This is a genomic window from Nocardioides sp. NPDC051685 (genome assembly GCF_044453405.1).
Lineage (GTDB): Bacteria > Actinomycetota > Actinomycetes > Propionibacteriales > Nocardioidaceae > Nocardioides.
This window is the reverse complement of sequence record NZ_JBITCR010000005.1, coordinates 124,763-142,183: the sequence shown is the minus strand read 5'-3', so window position 1 is coordinate 142,183 and position 17,421 is coordinate 124,763. Positions and strand designations below refer to the sequence as shown.

The 17,421-nt window shown below is 70.7% G+C and carries 19 protein-coding genes; 9 read left to right on the top strand and 10 right to left on the bottom strand.

What is annotated here, in order from left to right:
- Positions 1 to 10: 10 nt before the first annotated feature.
- Positions 11 to 949, top strand: a complete 939-nt coding sequence (locus ACIA03_RS16130) for a nucleoside hydrolase (RefSeq protein WP_396984172.1) — start codon at positions 11 to 13, stop codon at positions 947 to 949.
- A 93-nt stretch (positions 950 to 1,042) separates the two neighbouring features.
- Here the strand turns inward: ACIA03_RS16130 and moaA are convergent, their stop codons facing one another.
- Positions 1,043 to 2,068, bottom strand: coding sequence for a GTP 3',8-cyclase MoaA (moaA, locus tag ACIA03_RS16125; RefSeq protein ID WP_396984170.1), 1,026 nt, complete (start codon positions 2,066 to 2,068; stop codon positions 1,043 to 1,045).
- Between the two features lie 66 nt (positions 2,069 to 2,134).
- On the opposite strand from moaA, the gene ACIA03_RS16120 reads away from it, so the two are divergent.
- A complete protein-coding gene (locus ACIA03_RS16120) occupies positions 2,135 to 3,022 on the top strand; it encodes an SURF1 family protein (RefSeq protein WP_396984168.1) in 888 nt (295 codons plus the stop codon).
- A gap of 4 nt (positions 3,023 to 3,026) precedes the next feature.
- On the opposite strand, the gene ACIA03_RS16115 is transcribed toward ACIA03_RS16120, so the two are convergent.
- Positions 3,027 to 4,910: an ABC transporter ATP-binding protein gene (locus ACIA03_RS16115; RefSeq protein ID WP_396984166.1), complete on the bottom strand. Its 1,884-nt coding sequence runs from the start codon at positions 4,908 to 4,910 to the stop codon at positions 3,027 to 3,029.
- Between the two features lie 229 nt (positions 4,911 to 5,139).
- Here ACIA03_RS16115 and ACIA03_RS16110 point away from each other — a divergent pair, with 229 nt between their 5' ends.
- From ACIA03_RS16110 to ACIA03_RS16090, 5 genes are read left to right on the top strand one after another with little or no spacing between them, the layout of a single operon-like run.
- Positions 5,140 to 6,663 (top strand): ATP-binding protein, encoded by a 1,524-nt coding sequence (locus ACIA03_RS16110; protein WP_396984164.1) that lies wholly within the window; start codon positions 5,140 to 5,142, stop codon positions 6,661 to 6,663.
- Positions 6,653 to 7,039, top strand: coding sequence for a roadblock/LC7 domain-containing protein (locus ACIA03_RS16105; protein WP_165111020.1), 387 nt, complete (start codon positions 6,653 to 6,655; stop codon positions 7,037 to 7,039). Before ACIA03_RS16110 ends, ACIA03_RS16105 begins: the two co-directional genes overlap by 11 nt.
- A gap of 4 nt (positions 7,040 to 7,043) precedes the next feature.
- Complete coding sequence (locus tag ACIA03_RS16100) at positions 7,044 to 7,400, top strand: DUF742 domain-containing protein (RefSeq protein WP_396984161.1); 357 nt, start codon at positions 7,044 to 7,046, stop codon at positions 7,398 to 7,400.
- A 46-nt stretch (positions 7,401 to 7,446) separates the two neighbouring features.
- Positions 7,447 to 7,968 carry a GTP-binding protein gene (locus tag ACIA03_RS16095; RefSeq protein WP_396984904.1) on the top strand — a complete coding sequence of 174 codons (522 nt, stop codon included), beginning with the start codon at positions 7,447 to 7,449 and terminating at the stop codon, positions 7,966 to 7,968.
- A 34-nt stretch (positions 7,969 to 8,002) separates the two neighbouring features.
- The gene (locus ACIA03_RS16090) at positions 8,003 to 9,244 is read left to right on the top strand and encodes a hypothetical protein (RefSeq protein WP_396984159.1); all 1,242 of its coding nucleotides are present in this window, start codon (positions 8,003 to 8,005) and stop codon (positions 9,242 to 9,244) included.
- A gap of 3 nt (positions 9,245 to 9,247) precedes the next feature.
- On the opposite strand, the gene ACIA03_RS16085 is transcribed toward ACIA03_RS16090, so the two are convergent.
- Complete coding sequence (locus tag ACIA03_RS16085) at positions 9,248 to 10,846, bottom strand: ABC-F family ATP-binding cassette domain-containing protein (protein WP_396984157.1); 1,599 nt, start codon at positions 10,844 to 10,846, stop codon at positions 9,248 to 9,250.
- Positions 10,847 to 10,909: 63 nt separating this feature from the next.
- Between ACIA03_RS16085 and ACIA03_RS16080 the strand changes: the two genes are divergently transcribed.
- The gene (locus ACIA03_RS16080; protein ID WP_396984154.1) at positions 10,910 to 11,863 is read left to right on the top strand and encodes a neutral zinc metallopeptidase; all 954 of its coding nucleotides are present in this window, start codon (positions 10,910 to 10,912) and stop codon (positions 11,861 to 11,863) included.
- A gap of 21 nt (positions 11,864 to 11,884) precedes the next feature.
- On the opposite strand, the gene ACIA03_RS16075 is transcribed toward ACIA03_RS16080, so the two are convergent.
- Complete coding sequence (locus tag ACIA03_RS16075; RefSeq protein WP_396984152.1) at positions 11,885 to 12,796, bottom strand: phosphotransferase; 912 nt, start codon at positions 12,794 to 12,796, stop codon at positions 11,885 to 11,887.
- 36 nt (positions 12,797 to 12,832) lie between these two features.
- Between ACIA03_RS16075 and ACIA03_RS16070 the strand changes: the two genes are divergently transcribed.
- Entirely contained in the window at positions 12,833 to 13,261 is a 429-nt protein-coding gene (locus ACIA03_RS16070; RefSeq protein ID WP_396984150.1) for a hypothetical protein, read from the top strand.
- A 9-nt stretch (positions 13,262 to 13,270) separates the two neighbouring features.
- On the opposite strand, the gene ACIA03_RS16065 is transcribed toward ACIA03_RS16070, so the two are convergent.
- From ACIA03_RS16065 to ACIA03_RS16040, 6 genes are all read right to left on the bottom strand, one after another.
- Complete coding sequence (locus ACIA03_RS16065) at positions 13,271 to 13,885, bottom strand: acVLRF1 family peptidyl-tRNA hydrolase (RefSeq protein ID WP_396984148.1); 615 nt, start codon at positions 13,883 to 13,885, stop codon at positions 13,271 to 13,273.
- Positions 13,886 to 13,930: 45 nt separating this feature from the next.
- On the bottom strand, positions 13,931 to 14,683 hold the full coding sequence (locus ACIA03_RS16060; protein WP_396984146.1) for an OmpA family protein: 753 nt from the start codon (positions 14,681 to 14,683) through the stop codon (positions 13,931 to 13,933).
- Entirely contained in the window at positions 14,680 to 15,414 is a 735-nt protein-coding gene (locus ACIA03_RS16055) for a hypothetical protein (RefSeq protein ID WP_396984144.1), read from the bottom strand. Before ACIA03_RS16055 ends, ACIA03_RS16060 begins: the two co-directional genes overlap by 4 nt.
- A gap of 229 nt (positions 15,415 to 15,643) precedes the next feature.
- Positions 15,644 to 16,000: an MmcQ/YjbR family DNA-binding protein gene (locus ACIA03_RS16050; RefSeq protein WP_396984142.1), complete on the bottom strand. Its 357-nt coding sequence runs from the start codon at positions 15,998 to 16,000 to the stop codon at positions 15,644 to 15,646.
- Positions 15,997 to 16,545, bottom strand: a complete 549-nt coding sequence (locus ACIA03_RS16045) for an ASCH domain-containing protein (RefSeq protein WP_396984140.1) — start codon at positions 16,543 to 16,545, stop codon at positions 15,997 to 15,999. Before ACIA03_RS16045 ends, ACIA03_RS16050 begins: the two co-directional genes overlap by 4 nt.
- Positions 16,546 to 16,570: 25 nt before the next feature.
- The gene (locus ACIA03_RS16040; protein ID WP_396984138.1) at positions 16,571 to 17,413 is read right to left on the bottom strand and encodes a GNAT family N-acetyltransferase; all 843 of its coding nucleotides are present in this window, start codon (positions 17,411 to 17,413) and stop codon (positions 16,571 to 16,573) included.
- Between the last annotated feature and the right edge of the window lie 8 nt (positions 17,414 to 17,421).

Here is a 17,421-nt window from a genome sequence, read left to right as displayed (position 1 = left end):
AGGTCGTGCGATGAACCCGATCCCTGTGCTCCTCGACTGCGACCCCGGCCACGACGACGCCATCGCGATCCTGCTGGCCCTTGGCAGCCCTGCCGTCGACCTGCTCGGGATCACCACCACGTTCGGCAACTGCCGGGTGGAGAAGGCGACCTACAACGCCCAGCGGATCCTGGCCCTGGCGCAACGTCCCGACGTGCCGGTCGCCTCCGGCGCCGCCGCCCCGCTGGCCGGCGAGGCCCACATCGGCGACTTCATCCACGGCGCGACCGGGATCGACGGCCCCGACCTCCCCGAGCCGCTCGCTCCCCCGGTCGAGCTCGGCGCCGTCGAGTTCCTGCGTACGTCGCTCCTGGCCGCCCCCACGCCCGTCACCGTCGTCGCCACCGGGCCGATCACCAACGTCGCGCTGCTGCTGCGCGACCATCCCGAGGTCGGTGAGCGGATCGCCGAGATCGTGTTCATGGGCGGCTCGACCGAGCGCGGCAACACCACCCCCGCGGCCGAGTTCAACGCCTACGCCGACCCCGAGGCCCTCGACGTCGTCCTCACCAGCGGCCTCCCGATCCGGATGGTCGGGCTCAACCTGTCCCACCAGGCGCTGGCCACCCCGGAGGTCGTCGCGCGGATGCGGGCCATGGACCACCCGGTCGGCCGGGCCTGTGCCGACCTGATGGGCTTCTTCGGCGGCACCTACTCCGACGTGTTCGACTTCGCCGCTCCCCCGGTCCACGACCCCTGCACCATCGCCGCCCTCATCGACCCCGCCCTGATCACCTGGCACAAGTCGTTCGTGGCCGTCGAGACCGAGGGCCGCTGGACCCGCGGCGCCACCGTCGTCGACCTCCACGGTCGGCTCGATGAGCCGCCCAACGTCCAGGTCGGGATCACGCTCGACGTCGACGGGTACTGGGAGCTCGTCCTGGACGCGTTGGAGCGAGTCGGGTCCTGACCGGTCGAGACGGCCGAGACGTCAGGTACGTCGCCCGAGAGGGCATCGCGATGACGCCTCGGCCGACGGGAGTGACGTCTCGGCGGGAGGGGGTCAGCCGCCGATGGCGGACATCGGACGGTCGGGCTGGAGGAAGCCGAGATCGTCGATGCCGTGACCGGCGCGCTTGCCGGCCATCGCGGTGACCCACCTCGCGGCGAGATCGGCGTCGGAGGCACCAGCACGAAGTGGCGTACGCAGGTCCGACTCGGAGCGCGCGAACAGGCAGTCGCGCACCTGCCCGTCGGCGGTGAGGCGCACCCGGTCGCAGTCTCCGCAGAACGGGCGGGTGACGGAGGCGATGATGCCGACCTTGGCGGGGCCGCCGTCGACGTGGAAGAGCTCGGCAGGAGCGCTGCCGCGAGGCTCCTCTGCGGGGGTCAGCTCGAAGGCCGAGGAGAGCGCCGCGAGGGTCTCGTCGGCGGTCACCATGGTGTCGCGCGACCAGCCGTGCTGGGCGTCGAGGGGCATCTGCTCGATGAACCGCAGCTCGTAACCACGCTCGAGCGACCAGCCGAGCAGCTCGGCGGCCTGGTCGTCATTGACTCCGCGCAGCAGGACGGCGTTGATCTTGATCGGCCCCAGACCGGCGTCGGCCGCCGCCTCCAGGCCGGCGACCACGTCGGTGAGCCGGTCGCGCCGGGTGATCTCCGCGAAGGTGTCGGGCCGGATCGAGTCGAGCGAGACATTGACCCGGTCGAGCCCGGCCTCCGCGAGCGACCCGGCCATCCGGGCCAGTCCGAGCGCGTTCGTCGTGATCGACAGCTCCGCGTCGGGGGCGACCTCGCGGGTGCGGGCGACGATCGAGACCAGCCCACGCCGCACCAGCGGCTCGCCACCGGTGAACCGCACCTCCTGGACCCCGAGCCGGCCGGTGGCGACGCCGATCAGCCGCACCACCTCGTCATCGGTGAGAACCTCGTCACCCGGCATCCAGTCGAGCCCCTCGGGCGGCATGCAGTAGGTGCACCGCAGGTTGCAGCGGTCGGTCAGAGAGACCCGCAGATCGGTCGCGACCCGGCCGAACCGGTCGACGAGCCTCTGCTGGGTCTGGGCCTGATCTGTGGAAGAGGTCCTCATCACACCAGTCTAGGCAGCCGCGCCCCGGAACGTGAGCAGTGACCGCATGCCAGTTAGTCTCATACGGTGAGTTCGTTCCGTTTCCTGCTCAGCCGTCGCTGGGCCGGTTTCACGGTGTTCGTGCTGATCCTGGCCTACGGCACCTGGTGGCTCGGCGAGTGGCAGTTCGACCGTCTCGCGGACCGGAAGGCCAGCAACCAGATCGTCCGGACCAACGAGCACGCCGACCCCGTACCCGTCCAGGACGTCCTGGCCACCGGCGACAAGGTGGCCGAGAAGGACGAGTGGCGGCGGGTGACCGCGACCGGGACGTACGCGGTCGACGACACGATCATCTGGCGCTACCGGACCCCCGACGAGGAGAAGGGCGTCGACATCGTCGTCCCGCTGGTGCTCGACGACGGCACCGCGGTGCTGGTCGACCGTGGCTGGGTGCAGACCGAGTCGCAGGAGAAGTTCGACGACGTCCCCGCGCCGCCGGCAGGCGAGGTCACGATCAGCGGCTGGGTGCGTGCCGACGGCACCGGCGACTCCACCGACGTCGCCCAGGTCGACGGCTACCACGCCACCCGCGCGCTCTCCTCGGCCCAGGTCGCGAAGGTGGTCGACGAGCCGCTGCTGACCGGCTGGCTCCACCTCGACACCGAGTCCCCCGAGCCGGCCACCCAGCTGCGCAAGGCCGATCTCCCCGAGCTCGACAACGGCCCCCACTTCTTCTACGGGCTGCAGTGGTGGTTCTTCGGCATCCTCGCGATCGCCGGGTTCTTCTACCTGATGTACGACGAGCGGCGTACGCAGCGTCAGGACGAGCCGGCACCGGACGAGGACACCCCGGCCGGTGACGAGAAGACCGACGAGCGTGCCCGCAAGAAGGCCGCGAAGCTGGCCCAGAAGCAGGCCGTGAAGGCGGCCTACCAGGCTGCCTACGAGAAGGAGCGCAGCGGGAAGGGCTGAGCGTCTAACGCCGGAACTGCGTCTCGTAGAGCTCCGCGTAGAGGCCACCGTCGGCGAGCAGCGACTCGTGGGTGCCGGACTCGACGACCCGTCCGGCCTCGATGACGAGGATGCGGTCGGCGGCTCGGATGGTGGAGAGTCGGTGGGCGATGACGATGGACGTACGTCCCGCCAGCGCGGCGTCCAGGGCGGTCTGCACCGCGGCCTCCGACTCGGAGTCGAGGTGGGCGGTGGCCTCGTCGAGCACCACGATGCGGGGTGCCTTCAGCAGCAGCCGGGCGATCGCGAGCCGTTGGCGCTCGCCGCCGGAGAGACGGTAGCCGCGGTCACCGACGACGGTGTCGAGGCCGTCAGGAAGTCCCTTGATGACCGCGGCGACCTGGGCCGCCTCCAGCGCCGCCCAGATCTCGTCGTCGGAGGCGCCGGGGCGGGCGTAGAGCAGGTTGCCGCGCACCGTGTCGTGGAACATGTGGGCGTCCTGGGTCACGTAGCCGACCGCGGCCTCGAGCGACTCCAGGGTCACGTCGCGCACGTCGAGACCGCCGACCTCGACCGACCCGGAGCGTACGTCGTAGAGCCGTGCGATCAGGTGGGTGATCGTCGACTTCCCGGCGCCGGAGGGGCCGACCAGCGCGACCATCTCACCCGGTTCGGCCACGAAGTCGATGTCGGAGAGCACCTCACGCACCTCCCGGCTCTCCGGGCGCGCGATCGCCTCCAGGGACGCCAGCGAGACCTCGTCGGCGCGCGGGTAGGTGAATGCGACATGGCGGAACCGCACCGACGCCGCGTCCGCCGGCACCTCGGCCGCGTCCGGCTTCTCCTTGATCAGCGAAGGCAGGTCGAGGACCTCGAAGACGCGGTCGAAGCTGACCAGCGCGGTCATCACGTCGATGCGTACGTTGGAGAGCGCCTGCAGCGGCCCCAGCAGCCTCACCAGCAACAGGCCGAGCGCGGTCAGGGTGCCGAGCGTGACGTCCCCACGGATCACCATCCAGCCGCCGAAGCCGTAGACCAGGGCGGTCGCCAGCGCCGGAACCATCTGCATCGTCGCCCCGAACAGGCGGGTCAGCAGCGCGATCCGGATCCCCAGGCGGCGTACGACATCGGCACGCCGCGCGAACGCGGCGTCCTCCTCCTCGCGACGGCCGAAGAGCTTGAGCAGCAGGGCGCCGCCGACGTTGAACCGTTCGGTCATCGTGGTGGCCAGCGCCGCGTTGCCGTCCATCTGCTCGCGGGTCAGGCCGGCCAGTCGGCGCCCGACCCAGCGCGAGGTCAGGAACAGGATCGGGAACAGCGCGACGCACATCAGCGTCACCTGCCACGACAGCACGAGCATGGCCGCGCCGACCACGACGAGGGAGATCATGTTGGAGACGCTGTTGGACAGCGTCGAGGTGAAGGCCCGTTGCGCGCCGAGCACGTCGGTGTTGAGCCGGCTCACCAGGGCGCCCGTCTGTGCCCGGGTGAAGAACGCCAGCGACTGTCGCTGGACGTGCCCGAAGACCTGGGTGCGGAGGTCGAAGATGAGACCCTCGCCGATCCGTGTGGAGAGCCATCCGGAGACGATCCCGAAACCCATGTCGATCACCGCCACCAGGGCCATGGCTGCGGCTACCCAGACGACCACCGAGATGTCCTTCTGCAGCACGCCGTCGTCGATGAGCCGCTGGGTCAGCAGCGGGGTCACCACCACGATCGCCGCGTCGAAGACGGTGAACACCAAGAAGGCGCTGATCAGCGCACGGTGCGGCCCCGCATAGGAGACGACGCGTTTCAGGGTGCCCTTCGGCAACCCGCGTTCGAGAACCGTACGGTCGGCGCGGAGGTTGCGCATGATCCCGCCGCCGCCCATCGCCCCGCCGGACGCACCGAAGCCTGGACCCATTTGTGACACCCCGTCACCTTAGTCGCCCGCTCACATTCGGCCGCGTCGAGGATGCACCGTAGAAATATGGTCAAAATCACCCGGAGTTGGTGACCAAGCGCTCTGTTGGTGGTATGAAGTGGAGCGCGTGTGTGCGCCGGTCTCCGGGGGCTGGATCAGGTTTCGTCCAGACTGCCCGGAACCCGCGGGTCCATGCCCTGACTGCTCTCCCCCACACCAGGTGCCCCACATGACCCGACCACTCCTGGTCCGACTCCACCGAGCCGGTCCATGGTTCTGCAGTATCGCGATCCTCCTCTTCGTCGCCCTCTCCCCCGTCATCTTCGTCACCGCCTCCGGTGACCAGTGGCTCTGGCGCTGGCTCCTCGCCGGCGTACCCGTCGTCGCTCTCACTCTCTGGCTCACTGCGATGGCCTACGACCGCACCCCTGCCGAGGCGTCAGGTACGTCGGCCGAAGCGTCACCCCCGTCGGCCGAGGCGTCGGCCGCGCAGGCCGAGGCGTCGCTGACGTCGGCCGAGTTGGCACCGACTGACACCTCGACCGACGCGAGTGACGTCTCGGCCGACGTAGGCGACATCTCGGCGGGGGCGGGTGGGCGGCGTGGGGAGGCCGGGATGCGGGTGGCGGTGCTGTCGCTGTCGCGCAAGGTGCAGGCGTCGGCGCACCGGATCCAGGAGGAGTCGACGCGGATGGTGGCCAGGTTCCCGGCCGAGCCGGACGTGCTCGAGGCGGGGATGCGGGTCGACCACGCGGCGGCGCAGCAGGCTCGGCTGGCCCAGAGCATCGCCACGCTGTGCGGGGAGCAGCCCGGGCAGCACTGGCGTGACCCGCTCGCGATCGCGGACGTCGTGCGCGGTGCTGCGGGAAGGATCACCGCCTACCGCCGGGTCCGGGTGGAGGGCGATCCGCCGGTCGCGGTCCAGGGCGCCTACGTCGAACCCCTGATCCACCTCGTCGCCGAGCTCCTCGCCAACGCGACCCAGTCCTCGCCGCCGGCGACGGAGGTGCTGGTCACGATCCGTTCCGTACGCCGCGGCGCGGCCCTCGAGATCGACGACGCGGGCGTCGGCATGGACGAGACCAACCTGGCCTGGATGCGGGAGATCGCCTCCGGCACCCGGCAGGTGCGCCTGCAGGATCTCGGCGAGATCCCGCAGACCGGCCTCGCGGTGGTCGGCACCTACGTACGCCGCCACGGGTTCCGCGTCGACCTGACCGAGTCGGTCCACGGAGGCCTGCGGGTCGCCGTCCTCGTCCCCGAGGCGATGACGACCCCGCTGACCCCCGCCGTGCCCGCGCCGGCCGGGCCGCGTACGCCGCCCTCGACCCCGGTCCCCGACCCGACCCCGGTCCCCGCCTCGCTCCTGGCCAAGGCGCCGAAGGCACCACCCGCCTCGACGACGCCGGCCTGGCCCGTCCACAACGCCGCGAAGGCGCCCGACCCCGCCCCCGGCCGGCACGAGCCCTCGCTGTTCACCTCCGACGGCCTGCCGCAGCGCCGCTCGAAGCGCGGCCAGCGCTTCGCGACCGGTCCCCAGCAGGCGACGAACCGGACCATCCCAGCCAGCCCGGAGCCGACCGCCGAACAGGCCGGTGCCTGGATGAGCAGCTTCCTCAGCACCCCGGCCACCCCCGCGACCGGCACCACCATCCCACCCCTGAACGACCGCCTGAACGACCGCCAGAACGACCGCACCACCGCGGAGACCGATTCCGCACCCGAGAACCACTGGAGGAACCATGACCGATGAGAACAGCTGGATGCTGGAGCTGGTCGCGGGAGTACGCGGCGTACGTCATGTCGTGGTCCTCTCCGCCGACGGACTCGTCCGGGTCCGCACGAGCCACACCCCGCGCGAGGAGGCCGACAAGCTCGCCGCGGCGTGCGCCGGCCTGACCTCGCTCGGCCACGGGATCAGCCGCCAGTTCGGTGCCGACGCCCATCCACGTCAGGTGATGGTCGAGTTCAACGGCGGCTTCCTGTTCATCCGTGGCGCCGGCGACGGCTCCCGCCTCGCGGTGGTCACCGAGATGAGCATCGACCCGGCGCTGGTCGCCCAGCAGATGCAGGCGACCGTCCTGATGATCGGGGAGCGCGCGATGAGCACCCCGAGACGCTCGATCTGAGCCGATGCCCGGCGCCCCCGAAGACGACTACGTCGACCACCCCATCCGGTTCTACGTCCGGACGGGCGGCCGTGCCCGGCCGACCCACCGGCTGACGCCGGCGACGCTGCTGATCGGCCACACCGACCCGGCTTCCACGTCGGTGGGCCGGCAGGAGCGCGAGGTCCTCTCCCAGTGCCTCGGCGTGATCTCGATGGCCGAGATCGCTGTCCATCTCGGCCAGCCGGTGAGCGTCCTCGCGGTGATCGCCTCGGACATGATCGACGCCGGCCTGATCGGCGTACGTCCCGACAGCGACACCGCCGCCGGCCCCTCCCGCGAAACCCTCCAGAAGGTCCTGCATGCTCTCAACCACCTCTGACGACAACCACTACCTGGCCCCCACCGTCGTCGAGTCGGTCAAGATCCTGGTGGTCGGCTCCTTCGGGGTCGGCAAGACCACGCTGATCGGCTCGGTCAGCGAGATCGACCCGCTGCGCACCGAGGAGACGATCACCGAGGCCAGCGAGGGGATCGACGCGGTCGATGCCACCCCGGAGAAGACGACGACCACGGTCGCGATGGACTTCGGCCGGATCACCCTGACCGACGAGATCGCGCTCTACCTGTTCGGCACGCCCGGGCAGCGCCGCTTCTGGGACCTGTGGTCCGGCCTCGCCGAGGGGGCCGCCGGCGCCCTGGTCCTGGTCGACACCCGGCGTCTCGAGGACTCCTTCGAGGTGCTGGACCAGCTCGAGACGCGTACGTCCCTGCCGTTCGTGGTCGCGATCAACCAGTTCCCCGGCGCACCGAACTACGAGCCCGACCAGATCCGCACGGCGCTCGACCTCGATGACGAGACCCCGATCGTGGTGTGCAACGCCAAGAACCGCAACGCCTGCGTCCGCGCGCTCGCCGCTCTCGTTCGCCACGCCCTGAAGACGCACTGACCCCGCCACCGACCAACGGAACAGGCCCACCCCGATGACCCCGTCGACCCCCACCCGCACCGTACGTCTCGCCGACCTCACCGACCTCGTCCACGCGCCCGACACCGTCGGCCCGCGGGCGCGGGAGGTGCACGCACGGCTCCGGGCGGAGTGGGGTCCGGTGGCCCCGGGCGAGCTCTCCCCCGGCGTACGCCTCTGGTTCGCGATGGGCTATGCCGAGTTCAGCGAGGTGATCCGCAACGAGGAGGTCTTCTCCCGCAACGGCGACAACTGGAGCGCGGTGCAGGAGGGCAGGATCCTGCCGGACATGCCGATCTACCCGTTCGTGACCACGCGGCAGAACTCCTTCCACAACGACGGCGAGCTCCGCCGGCGGCTGCGCTCGCCGGTCGACCGGGCCCTCTCCCGGGTCGATGAGCACGGCTACGCCGCGCAGGTACGCGGCATCTGCAACGACCTGGTCGACGACATGCTCGAGCGCGGCGAGGCCGACCTGGTCCAGGACTACGCCGTGCTGATCCCGCTGCTCTCGGTCGCGGCGATGTTCGGCATGGGCCACGAGGTCGGCGACTCCATGCGCAAGGCGGCCCACAAGGTCCTGGGCGGTGGCCAGCTCGCCCAGGAGGGGGTCATCGAGCTGGCCGTGGAGATCGTCGACCACATCGCCAAGCGCCGCAGGGAGCCCCAGGACGACCTCACCTCGCACCTGATCGACGACCCCGGGCTGTGGGACGACAACGAGGTGATGGAGGCGATGATCGTGATGATCATCGCCGGCAACGAGCTGACCATCGCGACCATCACCCAGACGCTGCTGCTGATGCTCTCCGACGAGCGTTTCGCGGGCCGGCTGCGCGGCGGCCGCCTCGACGTGGACCAGGCGATCGAGGAGGTCATGTGGCGCGACCCGCCCTGCTACAACATCACCCCGCGCTTCGCGCTGCGCGACGTCGAGCTCGGCGGTCAGCTGATCCGCAAGGGTGACGCCGTGGTGCCGTGCATCGCGGCCGCCAACCTCGACCCGCTGATGACCGGCGACGACCCATGGCTCGAGATCGGCAACCGCGCCCACATGTCGTGGAGCGCCGGGCCGCACTCCTGCCCCGCGCAGCGGCCGGCCACGATCATCGTCCAGGCAGCCGTACGCACCGTCCTGGAGCGCCTCCCCGAGGTCACCCTCGCGGTGCCGGCCGACCGGGTCGAGCGCAACACCGACTCGCTCTCCTACCGCTACCCGACCTCGATGCCGGTCAGGTTCGTCCGCACCCTGACCTGAGACTCAGGCGAGCGAGACCAGGTCGGCGTACTCCTCGTTCCACAGGTCCTCGACGCCGTCGGGGAGGATGAGCACCTTGTCGGGCTCCAGCGCGTGCACGGCGCCCTCGTCGTGGGTGACCAGCACGATCGCGCCCTCGTAGCGGCGGATCGCGTTGAGCACCTCCTCGCGGGAGGCCGGGTCGAGGTTGTTGGTCGGCTCGTCGAGCAGCAGCACGTTGGCCGCCGAGACGACCAGGGAGGCCAGCGCCAGCCGGGTCTTCTCGCCACCGGAGAGCACCCCGGCGGGCTTGTGCACGTCGTCGCCGGTGAAGAGGAACGCACCCAGCACGGTGCGCGCCTCGGTGTCGGTGAGCTGCGGCGCCGCGGACTGCATGTTCTCCAGCACCGACCGCTTGGTGTCGAGGGTCTCGTGCTCCTGGGCGTAGTAGCCGACCTTCAGCCCGTGGCCCGGCACGACCTCACCGGTGTCGGGCTGGTCGACGCCGGCCAGGATGCGCAGCATCGTGGTCTTGCCGGCACCGTTGAGCCCCAGGATGACCACGCGGGTGCCACGGTCGATGGCCAGGTCGACGGCGGTGAAGACCTCCAGGGCGCCGTAGGACTTCGACAGGTCGTTCGCGGTGAGCGGGGTCTTGCCCGAGGGCGCGGGCGAGGGGAACTTGATCGCGGCGACCTTCTCCTGCTTCCGCTCCCCCTCGACACCCGCCATGATCTTCTCGGCGCGCTTGAGCATGCTCTGCGCAGCGGTCGCCTTGGTGGCCTTGGCGCGCATCTTGTTGGCCTGGTCGGTGAGCGTCTTGGCCTTGTTCTGCGCGTTCATCAGCTCGCGCTTGCGCCGGGCCTCGTCGGTCTCCCGCTGGGTCAGGTACTGCTTCCACGGCATGTTGTAGATGTCGATCACCTCGCGGTTGGCGTCGAGGTGGAAGACCTTGTTGACCGTCTGGGCGAGCAGGTCGTTGTCGTGGGAGATCACGATGAAGCCGCCCTTGTAGGACTTCATCCAGTCTCGCAGCCAGATGATCGAGTCGGCGTCGAGGTGGTTGGTCGGCTCGTCGAGGATCAGCACCTCGGCGCTCGAGAACAGGATGCGTGCCAGCTCGACACGCCGCCGCTGGCCACCCGAGAGCGTCTTGAGCGGCTGGGACATGATCCGGTCGGGGATGCCGAGCGACTGGGCGATCTGCAGCGCCTCGGTCTCGGCCGCGTAGCCGCCGCCGGCGTCGAGCTCGTCGTGGGCGCGCTGGTAGCGCTTCATCGCCTTCTCGCGCACGTTCGGGTCCTCCGACCCCATCTCCTCCTCGGCGATCCGCATGCGGCGTACGGCATCGTCGAGCCCGCGCGCGGACAGGATGCGGTCCTTGGCGATCACCTCGGGGTCACCGACCCGCGGGTCCTGGGGCAGATAGCCGATCTCACCGGTGTTGGACACCGTTCCGGAGGCAGGCAGATGGTCGCCGGCGAGCACCTTCGTCAGGGTCGTCTTCCCAGCGCCGTTACGGCCTACGAGCCCGACCTTGTCGCCGGGTCCGACTCGGAAAGTGACGTTCTCCATCAAAAGTCTGGCGCCGACGCGGACTTCTAGGTCATGGGCAGTGATCATCTCCGTCACTAGTGTATGGGCGGGGCACTCGGCTCCACACATCACCACCTCCAGGGGGACAAGATGCGGTTCAACCCGAAGGCCAGACTCGACACCAGCCGGACGTCCGGCGGAGGTGGCGGTGGCGGGTTCGGCGGCGGTGGTGCCCGGATCCCGATCCCCGGCGGCAAGGCGAGCGGCGGCATCGGCACCGTCATCGTGCTGCTGGTCTTCTTCCTCATCACCCAGTGCACCGGCGTCGGTCCCCAGGTCCTCGGCGACAGCGGGGGCTCCACCTCGGTCGGCACCGGCACCTTCGGTGGCCTCCAGGCGGGCGATGGCGGCGACACCGGTGACTTCAGCTCGTGCCAGACCGGCGAGGATGCCAACAACGACGAGAACTGCGCCTTCGTCGCCCTGGAGAACTCGATGACCGGCTACTGGGACTCCCAGCCCGATCTCGCCGGCCGGTTCCAGCCCGAGCAGTCGGTGGTGATCTTCGCCGACCAGGTCCAGACCGGCGGCTGCGGCTCCGCGTCGAGCTCCGTCGGGCCGTTCTACTGCCCCTCCGACCAGACCATCTACCTCGACCCGACCTTCTTCGACTCCATCTTCGAGCAGCTCGGCGGGAAGGACACCACCTTCGTACGCGCCTACGTGCTCGCCCACGAGTACGGCCACCACATCCAGAACCTGCTCGGCACCATGGGCCAGGTCCGCACCCAGCAGGGCCCCGACTCCGACGCCGTCCGCTTGGAACTGCAGGCCGACTGCTACGCCGGCATGTGGACCGCCGCCGCCGAGGGCGACGAGTTCATCGTCGACATCACCGACCAGGACATCTCCGAGGGCATCTCGGCCGCCAAGACCGTCGGCGACGACCACATCCAGTCCAAGACCACCGGACGCGTGGACACCTCGCAGTACACCCACGGCTCCTCCGAGCAGCGGATCGCGTGGTTCCAGAAGGGCATGACCACCCCCGACTCGATCGCGGGCTGCGACACGTTCAAGGCGCGGGATCTCGACAACCCGTAGCCGCCCTGGTGGGGGCGCGGCTCACATCTCGAGCAGCGCCTCCACCAGCGGAGCCTGCTTCTGCAGGGTCCGCAGATGGGGCGCGACCGCGGGGTGGCGGAACTTCGCGAGCAGGGGGCCCTCCCCCGGAGTGACCCGGCTCAGCGCCCACTCGGCGCGGCTCAGCGCGGTGTAGACCGCACTGATCTGGGCACCGAGGGTCACCTCCTCGCGGGTCGCGATGCCGGGCGGCAACCCCAGGACGTACGCCTCCAGCAGGGGGTCGAACGACTCCCGGGCGTGCAGCAGGTAGAGCCCCAGATCCCCGCCGACGGGGCCGCGGCCCAGGCTCGACCAGTCGATCGCGACCAGTCGCTCGCCGTCGTCGGTGCGGCCGAGGAGGTTCTGGGGCGCGGGATCGCCGTGCTGGGCGACCTGGGGAAGCTCGTCGAGGAGGTCGGTGAAGCGGCCGCGGCGCTCCCACAGGGTGTGGGCGATGTCCGCGGCGGTCGTACGCATCATGGTCGGCCAGCCGCCGTTGTACTCCACCCGCGCCATCCGGTCGCGGAACTGGTCGCGCGCCAGCCAGCGCGCCTCGCCGAGGTCCGCGCCGGCGAAGCGACCCATCGAGAGAGCCGCGAAGAGTCCCGAGTTGGCGGCGTCCTCGACCCAGTCGGTGGTCAGCGTGATCCCCTCGTCGTCCTCGGCGACGCTCGTGCGCGGGCCGATCATGCCCGGGGTGTCGTCGACCAGGCCCGAGGTGGCGACGTCGGCCGCCCGCCGCCAGTAGGCGAAGTGTCGCCGGCGGTTCAGCTCGGCCGGTTCGTACGTCCCGGGCTCACCGAGCCGCTTGACCACGACCGGCTCCTCGCCCACGGCGGTGCGCCAGACCCCCAGCGTGGAGGGTCCGGTGCCTCCGGGAAGGACGAGCCACCCGGGGTCGGGCTGCCACATGCTTGTCAAAGTAGCGCATCCCGTATCGTTGAGCCGATGTCCGAGACTGACTACTGCGAGCTGTGTGACCTGCCGATGTCACAGTGCATCCATGGGCGGCCCCCGGCCCCGCCGGCTCCGGCTCCGGTGAAGAGGCCGACCACCCGGGTGCGCAAGACCACGACGAGCGCGGCGGCCTCTGCCCCGAAGGTCGTCACCAAGTCCGCTCCCCGCAAGTGGACCCCGCCCGCCGCCTTCGCCCCGCTCATCCTCGAGATCCTGGAGGCCGCGGGTGGCTCGATGTCCGCCGACGCGGTCCTCGACGAGCTCGAGACCCAGCTGTCCGACCAGCTTCTCGCCGGCGACTTCGAGACCACCCCGGAGGGCGAGCTCCGCTGGCGCTACGCGGCGCGGCGCGCTCGCCAGAAGCTCCTCACCGAGGGTCTGATGACCAAGGGCGCGCCAGGGGTCTGGCAGCTCCCCTGACCTCGGGCGTCAGCCGTCGGCGTTGAGGACCTCGATGCGCACCTTCTGGGCGTCCTCGATCGCCTGGTCGAGCACCGCGCGGTTGGGGTCCTGGACGGGGAGCCACGGCCCGGTGACGGTGAGCGCCCGCAGACGCCGGTCCTCGAGCACGTCGTCGACGCCGCCGTGGTCACCGCCCGTGACGAGCGGCCCAGTGACTCCCTCGAGGATCCTGGCCGCGTGCTCAGCGGCCGCCTCGTAGGCAGCACTGGCCTGGTTGGCCCGGCGCCGGGCGAAGCGCTGCTGGCTCCAGCCGCCCGCCTTGGTCTTTCCCTGGACGTGCCGCCGCCCGATCTTGTGGTCGGTGATCTCGCCGCCGCTCATCCGGGCGATCGCGAAGCCGCCCTTGCGCACCAGCAGGATGCCCCACGCCTGCGGGGCGGCCGAGGCGGCGATGAAGGCCTCGACCTCGGCCGGTCCGGCGTACGTCTTCTCGAACGGCAGCGCCGCGATGAACGAGGAGCCGTCGGCGGCGACGCCGGTCAGGGCGCCGGAGTCGACCGCGAGCCGGGTCTCGCCGTGGCGTGCGGCGAAGTTGTCGACCCAGCGCTGGATCCGAGCGACCGGGACGGCAACGTTGGGCATGGCCGTACGTTACCGGCCCCGGTCGCGGGGATCAGTCGGTCGAGATCAATTGGTGATGGCGAACTCGACTCGTCGGTTGCGCGGGTCCGGCGTGTCGGCGACGAGCGGACGCGTCTCGCCGTAGCCGACCGCGGAGAGCCGGTCGGCCACGATGCCCAGCTTCACCAGCGTGTCCAGCACCCGCTTGGCCCGGCGATCGCTCAGGTCCTGCGTATGCGCGAGGTCGCCGGTGATGTCGGCATGTCCTTCGATCCGGACGGTCACCTCCGGGTGCTCCGTCAGGGACGCGGCGACAGCGTCGACGAGCTTCAGCCCGTCGGGGGTCAGTACGTCGCTGTTGTGCTCGAAGCCGATCGACCGCAGCTCGTCCAGCTCGGCCTGTGCCTCTTCACGCTCCTCCGCGCTCGGCGCGGACGACTCCTCAGCAGCCGCCGATTCCGACGGCTCGGGCTCCGCGGTCGCCTCGGCGTCGGCCTCCTCCGAGTCCGACTCGCTCGTGGCTCCACCCGTGACCTCACCGTCCGGACCGAAGGCCTGCACGACGCGTACGCCGCTCACGTCCTCGACGAGAGCGCCGGCCTCGACCGCGGCTGCCTCGGTCTTCGCGGTGACCTCGCCGTCGCGCCCGGTGAAGGCGACCTCCACGTCGTCGAGCCCGGCCTCCGACAGCGCGGCGGCCGCGGTGTCGGTCAGCTTGTTCTCGATCCGGTCGCGGAAGACCGTGTCCTGGACCGCCGTGAGCCCGCCCAGCAGGACGACGCCGACGATCACGGGCAGGACGATCCGGCGCAGCCTCATGCCTTTGCCCCGGAGGCGTCGTCCGCAGCGGCTTCGACAGCGGCGACCTCGGCCGCGTCCTCGGCGAGCGCCTCGGCCTTGTCCTCGGCGTCGGTGATCTCGTCGACGTCGGAGTAGTCGACCTCGTCATGGAACTTGACGCCACGGTCCTGGCCGCCGACCAGATAGTCCTGGAACTCCTTCAGACCGTCCTCGTCGCCGTCGGCGAGGAACTGCGCCTGGCGGGCCCACGAGCTCGCCGACGGAGCGAACCGCACACCCTCCGCCTTGATCGCCGCACGGAGCTCGTCCTCCGTGGCCGCGGCGACACTGGCGTACGTCGCATAGCCCTGCGCCTTCAGGGCTGCGTCGATCTTCGGGCCGATGCCCTCGATCCGCTTGAGGTCCTGCGGCTCCGGCTCCTGCTCAGCCGCCTCGCGCGCGACGGACTCGGCCTCGGCGACGACCGCGGCCTCGGCCGCCGGTTCGTGCTCGGGCTCGGGCTCGGGCTCGGGCTCGGAAGCGGCCGTGTCCTCCGACGCGGCTCGAGGAACGGGGACCGCTGCAGCCTCGACGTCGGTGTCGACCGCGGGCTCCGGGGTGGTGTCGGCCTTCGGCGCCGTCGCGTTCGCCGACTCCTCGACGATTGTGGTGCTCTTGTCACGGCGGCCCCAGATCAGCCAGCCGACGAGCAGTCCGATCGCGAATGCGACCAGGATGAATACCAAGCTCTGGGCAATGAACCAGCCCATGAGGAACCTCCAGATGACGTGCGGTGTGTGAGGGATGAGCGGCCTCTGGCGCCGAACAACGGACGCACTGGAACGGACCACCGCAAGTCGCCCCGCAGACCGCCGAACTCGGCCGAACTCGCGGACGCTCCCACATACCTACGCGGCATGGAAAGCCCCGCCACGCGGTGGCTACCGATCCGTTGCCGAACTGTCGGTCAGGGCAGCACGAACAGCCCGGAGTTCGGCCTCACAGCTGGCGTGACAGGCGTCCCGGCGCGATGTGCCGGTAGGCGTCCTCACAGATCTCGGCGACCTCGTCCCAGTCGACGTCGCCGTCGAGCCGCATGCCGATCCAGCCCCGCCCGCCGACGTAGGGCGGCACGAAGAAGCGCCCGGGGTCGTCGCCGACGACCTCGTCCTGCACCCCGGCGGCAGCGGCCGCCCACAGATGCGGCTCGTCGCGCCCGTGATGCCCCTGCGGCCACAGCATCACGAACTGTTTCTTCACGAAGAACCCCGGCGCACCATGGGTGAGCCGTTCGGCGCTCTCCGGGAACCCGAGGCAGATGTCCCGGACCCGTTCGGTCAGCTGCTGCGGTGTCACTCGGGCTTGGGCCAGACGAGCTCGAAGCGCTCGAGGACGACCGGCATGTCCTGGGCGAAACCGTGGTCGTGGCCGGCCTCTTCGGTGAAGAACCGCTCGTGGACCTCGCGCCAGTGGTCGAGGGAGCCGTCGCCCTCGCCCTCCGCCCGGGCGTGCTCGGCGGAGACCTCGTCGAAGGGCACCACCTCGACCGCGGTCGTCACGACGAGAGCCCGCGGGTGCCCGTCGCCGTCGAGCACGATCCCGAGGGTGCCGATGGTCGGGATCGGCTCCTCGGCGGCCTCGTAGTCCCACAGGGCCGAGGCGGTCGCCGTCTTCACGCCCTCGAGGACGAGCTCGAGGAGCTCGTTGGACTGCTCCGGCGTACCTCCGAAGGCCCAGGCCGGCGGCTGCAGCGCCTCCAGCGGGGACGCGCCGAAGTAGCCCGGCGCGGCGCTGAGGTGGGCGTGGTGTTTCACGTCCTCCCAGAACGCGGCGACATCAGCCTCCTGCTGCGAGTCGGAGACAGGGGCTTCAGGCGCAGGGGTCGCGGCGTCGTCGCTCATAGGCGACACTCAACCACAATTGGCGCTAGCCGTGCCGAGACTCCACGGAGGTAGGCGGCGCGGCTGATCGCGCCGTCACCAGGCGGGCCTCGACTCGCCAGCCGAGGCCGGCGTAGAGCGGCTCGCCCATCTCGCTGGCGACCAGCAGGCCGTGGACGGCGCCCGCCTCACGGGCGGCCGAGACGAGCAGGCTCATCACCGCGCCGCCGAGGCCCCGGCGGCGGTGGTCGGGGTCGGTCTGGATGCGGTCGGCGACGGCGTCGGCGCCGATGACCGCGATCGTTCCACCCGCCGCGGCGGCCTCACCCGCGCGGACGGCCACCGTGATGACGCCGCCGTCGCGCGCCACCTCGGCACGGTAGCCCTCCGGAAGGTCCCGTGCCGCGTGCTCGGCGAGGTCGATCGACATCATCGCCTCCTCGGCCTCGTTGGGCGTCAGGCCGCCCTCGATGAACCACGGACGTACGCCGGCGGGCCACTCGGTCACCACCGACAACCACGCCTCGGGCGTGGCCCGCGCGGTGTCGACGAGTCCGGCGAGCGTGCCCGCCTCATCGGTCGCCACCCACTCGACCCGGCGTCCCGGCTCCCCCACCTCGAGGCGTACGCCTCCGGGGACCGCAGCGGGACGCGGGAAGCCGCGCGCGTAGGCCCAGCCGCGGGCCCACCGTGCGACCAGATCGGGGCGATCCGCTTCCTGTCCGGAGGAGGTGGCGACCTGGCGGCCGCGATACCACTCGCCCAGCACTGTGACGCCCAGCATGACACCGGCCAACATGATGGCGCGAAGGTCCAAAGAGAGGAGTCCTACCAGAACCAGTGCGAGCGCGGCGATGTACCCGAACCAGATCCGACCAGGAGCCTCCACGTCCGGGG

Bases quoted from the DNA above. Each gene is read 5' to 3' on its own strand.
- ACIA03_RS16110 (WP_396984164.1), top strand. From the start codon at position 5,140: ATGACCCGACCACTCCTGGTCCGACTCCACCGAGCCGGTCCATGGTTC.
- ACIA03_RS16100 (WP_396984161.1), top strand. From the start codon at position 7,044: ATGCCCGGCGCCCCCGAAGACGACTACGTCGACCACCCCATCCGGTTC.
- ACIA03_RS16055 (WP_396984144.1), bottom strand. From the start codon at position 15,414: ATGGGCTGGTTCATTGCCCAGAGCTTGGTATTCATCCTGGTCGCATTC.
- ACIA03_RS16085 (WP_396984157.1), bottom strand. From the start codon at position 10,846: ATGATCACTGCCCATGACCTAGAAGTCCGCGTCGGCGCCAGACTTTTG.
- ACIA03_RS16080 (WP_396984154.1), top strand. From the start codon at position 10,910: ATGCGGTTCAACCCGAAGGCCAGACTCGACACCAGCCGGACGTCCGGC.
- ACIA03_RS16105 (WP_165111020.1), top strand. From the start codon at position 6,653: ATGACCGATGAGAACAGCTGGATGCTGGAGCTGGTCGCGGGAGTACGC.
- ACIA03_RS16115 (WP_396984166.1), bottom strand. From the start codon at position 4,910: ATGGGTCCAGGCTTCGGTGCGTCCGGCGGGGCGATGGGCGGCGGCGGG.
- ACIA03_RS16045 (WP_396984140.1), bottom strand. From the start codon at position 16,545: ATGAGCGACGACGCCGCGACCCCTGCGCCTGAAGCCCCTGTCTCCGAC.
- ACIA03_RS16075 (WP_396984152.1), bottom strand. From the start codon at position 12,796: ATGTGGCAGCCCGACCCCGGGTGGCTCGTCCTTCCCGGAGGCACCGGA.
- ACIA03_RS16130 (WP_396984172.1), top strand. From the start codon at position 11: ATGAACCCGATCCCTGTGCTCCTCGACTGCGACCCCGGCCACGACGAC.
- ACIA03_RS16060 (WP_396984146.1), bottom strand. From the start codon at position 14,683: ATGAGGCTGCGCCGGATCGTCCTGCCCGTGATCGTCGGCGTCGTCCTG.
- moaA (WP_396984170.1), bottom strand. From the start codon at position 2,068: ATGAGGACCTCTTCCACAGATCAGGCCCAGACCCAGCAGAGGCTCGTC.
- ACIA03_RS16090 (WP_396984159.1), top strand. From the start codon at position 8,003: ATGACCCCGTCGACCCCCACCCGCACCGTACGTCTCGCCGACCTCACC.
- ACIA03_RS16070 (WP_396984150.1), top strand. From the start codon at position 12,833: ATGTCCGAGACTGACTACTGCGAGCTGTGTGACCTGCCGATGTCACAG.
- ACIA03_RS16065 (WP_396984148.1), bottom strand. From the start codon at position 13,885: ATGCCCAACGTTGCCGTCCCGGTCGCTCGGATCCAGCGCTGGGTCGAC.